2 protein-coding genes are annotated in these 2,870 nt (G+C 71.0%); both read right to left on the bottom strand.

Annotated elements, in window-relative coordinates; all coding sequences use genetic code 11:
- Nucleotides 1-105 precede the first annotated feature (105 nt).
- Entirely contained in the window at nt 106-2,067 is a 1,962-nt protein-coding gene (gene shc, locus HUU96_RS14120) for a squalene--hopene cyclase (RefSeq protein ID WP_174293379.1), read from the bottom strand.
- Nucleotides 2,068-2,109: 42 nt separating this feature from the next.
- Nucleotides 2,110-2,870, bottom strand: a 761-nt coding sequence (locus HUU96_RS14125) for a hydroxysqualene dehydroxylase (RefSeq protein WP_174293380.1), incomplete at its 5' end; no start/stop codon positions are given.

The following is a 2,870-nucleotide window of genomic DNA, read 5'->3' on the forward strand; positions in this document are numbered from 1 at the left end:
CGACCGGATCGCCGCCGCCCGCGACCGCCACCACCCCGGCAAGGCCGCGCACGCAGGCGACCTCTCGGTTGAAGCCGGTGGCGACGACGACATGGCCGCCCGCGCTCACATCCCCCACTCGGGCCGCTTGGCATTCGCCCGCTGCAGGTTGCGATACCGTGCAACCGCCCAGAGCGGGAAATATTTGGGATAGCCGTGATAGCGCAGGTAGAAGACGCGCGGGAACCCGCCGCCGGTATAATGCTCCTGCCCCCACAGCCCGTCGGCTTCCTGGTGCGTCTGCAACCAGCCGATGCCACGCGCCACCGCCGCCGACCCTATCTCCCCGACCGCCATCAGCCCGAGCAGCGCCCAGGCGGTCTGCGAGGCCGTGGACGGAGCCGTGACATGGCCTGTGCGCGCGAGATCATAGCTGTCGCAGCTCTCGCCCCAACCGCCATCGGTGTTCTGGATGCGAACCAGCCAATCGACCGCCTTAGCCACGATCGGCTGCTCGCGGCCGATCCCGGCTGCGCCCAGCGCGCACAGCACCGACCAAGTGCCATAGATGTAGTTCACGCCCCAGCGGCCGAACCAGCTGCCCTCCGCCTCCTGCTCGGCGGCAAGATAGCGCAGCGCCGCCGCCATGCGCTGGCTGTCCGTCGCCTCGCCGAGCTGCGCCAGCATCGACACGACTCGGGCGGTCACGTCGGCGGTCGGCGGATCGAGCAGCGCGCCGTGATCGGCAAAGGGCAGGTTGTTGAGATGGTGGTGGCTATTGTCGGCATCGAACGCCGCAAAGCCGCCGTCGTTGGATTGCAGACCGGCGGTCCACTCGACGCCGCGCCCGATCGCCGCGTCACACGCCGCGCCGGTCCGGCCGCGCGCGCGGTCCATCGCCATGACGACGACGGCGGTATCGTCGAGGTCGGGATAATGATCGTTGCGATATTGGAAGGCCCATCCGCCCGGCCGTACGTCGGGCCGCGCCTCCGCCCAGTCGCCCTTGACCGCCAGCACCTGCAGCGGCGCGAGCCAGGCGAGCGCGGCGTCGGCGGCGGGCTCCTCGCCTGCCTCCAGCATCGCGTGGGCGGCGAGCGCGGTGTCCCACACCGGCGAGACGCAGGGCTGGCAATAGGCCTCGTCTCCATCCTCCTCTGGGCGAATGACGAGCAGCCGCTCGACCGACTCGCGCGCCGCCGCGCGGACCGGATGGTCGGGCGCATAGCCCAGCGCGTCGAACATCATCACGCTGTTGGCCATCGCCGGATAGATCGCGCCGAGGCCATCAAGGCCGTTGAGCCGCTCGACCACCCACGCCTCGCAGGTCTTGATTGCCCGCTCGCGCAACCGCCGGGGCCACAACCCGTCGCCGGCCTTGAGCAGACGGTCGAGCGCGTTGAACCCGGCGGTCCAGACCGGCGTCAGGCCGGCAGCCTTGCTGATCAACGGCACATGGCGGCCAGTATACAGCTCGTCGACCTTGATGGCTCGAGGGTTGCGCGCGACCGGCTTGAGCGCGGCGAGCACCAGCAGCGGCACCACCACCGTGCGCGCCCAATAGCTGGTCTTGGACAGGTGCACCGGCAGCCAGCGCGGCGCGAGCATCAGCTCGGGCGGCATCGTCGGCACCGCGTCCCAGGGCCCGGCCGCGAACAGCGCCAGCTGGATGCGGGTGAAGACGTTAACCGCCGCCGCGCCGCCCGCCGCCTGGATCGCGGCCCGTGCTCGCGCCATGTGTGGCGCTTGCACGTCGTCGCCGATCATCTTAAGCGCGTAATAGGCCTTGACCGAGGCGCTGACGTCGAAGCCGCCGTCGTGGTACAAGGCCCAGCCATCGTGCGACGCCGACTGGATGCGGCGCAGGTAGCGGCCGATCTTCGCCTCCAGCACCGCGTCGACCGGCTCGCCGAGATAGTGGCGCAGCAGGACATATTCGGCGGGGATGGTGGCGTCCGCCTCCAGCTCGAACACCCAATGGCCATCGGGCCGCTGCGCGGCGGCGAGCGCGGCGGCGGCGCGGGTGATCGTGGCGTCGAGTGGGTCGCCGCCGGTCAGGCTAGCGGAAGGGTCAGCATAGGGAGCCATCGCGCCGCCTGTTATCGCGGCGGTGCAGCACGCGGCAAGTGACTATCCTGTTACCCGGCCGTTCACAAACGCCGCCGCGGTCTCGCCCGAGCGCAATGCGCCCTCGATGGTCGCGGGCAGCCCGGTCTGCGTCCAGTCGCCGGCGAGGAACAGGTTGCGCCAGCGGGTCCGCGCCGGCGGTCGCTTGGCGTTCTGCGCAGGGGTGGCGGCAAAGGTCGCGCGCTTTTCCTTAACGATCTGCCAGCGCGGCATCGGTGCCTCGAACCCATAGGCGCGCTGGACGTCCGCCCAGAAGCGTAGTGCCAGCTCTTCGCGCGGGGTGTCGACCAGATGCTCGGCGGCGCTGACCGTGACCGAGATGCGATCGGGAAAGGCGAACACCCACTCCGCGCTGCCGCCGAGCAGGCCCAGCATGGTCGGAACACCAGATGGCGGCGCAACCGCGAAATGGCCGTTGACGATCGCGCGGTGCTCGTCCGGCACGGTCAGCCCCGGGAGCAGTGAGGCGGCGACCCAGGCTGGCAGCGCCAGCACCACCGCCTCGTCGGCGGCGACCGGCTCGGGACCGCCACCCCAGTCGAGGCTAGCGATCCGGTCGCCCTCGACGCCGATCGCACGCAGCCGCCGGCCGAGCGTGAGTGGCGCGTCCTGCGCGCGCAGCCATGCGACCGCCGGATCGACGAACGCGGCGGCAAGGCTGGGTTCGGCGATCAGCGGCCGGGGCAAGTGCGCGAGCCGCGGCCGCCAGATCTCGGCCGCCTCGGCCAGCCGCTCCGGCGTTACGCGATGGAGGGCCGTGCGGG

The sequence above is a fragment of the Sphingomonas bacterium genome, assembly GCF_903644135.1.
GTDB lineage: Bacteria > Pseudomonadota > Alphaproteobacteria > Sphingomonadales > Sphingomonadaceae > Sphingomonas.

Coding starts and splice junctions, on each gene's coding strand:
- shc (WP_174293379.1), bottom strand. CDS start 2,067: ATGGCTCCCTATGCTGACCCTTCCGCTAGCCTGACCGGCGGCGACCCA.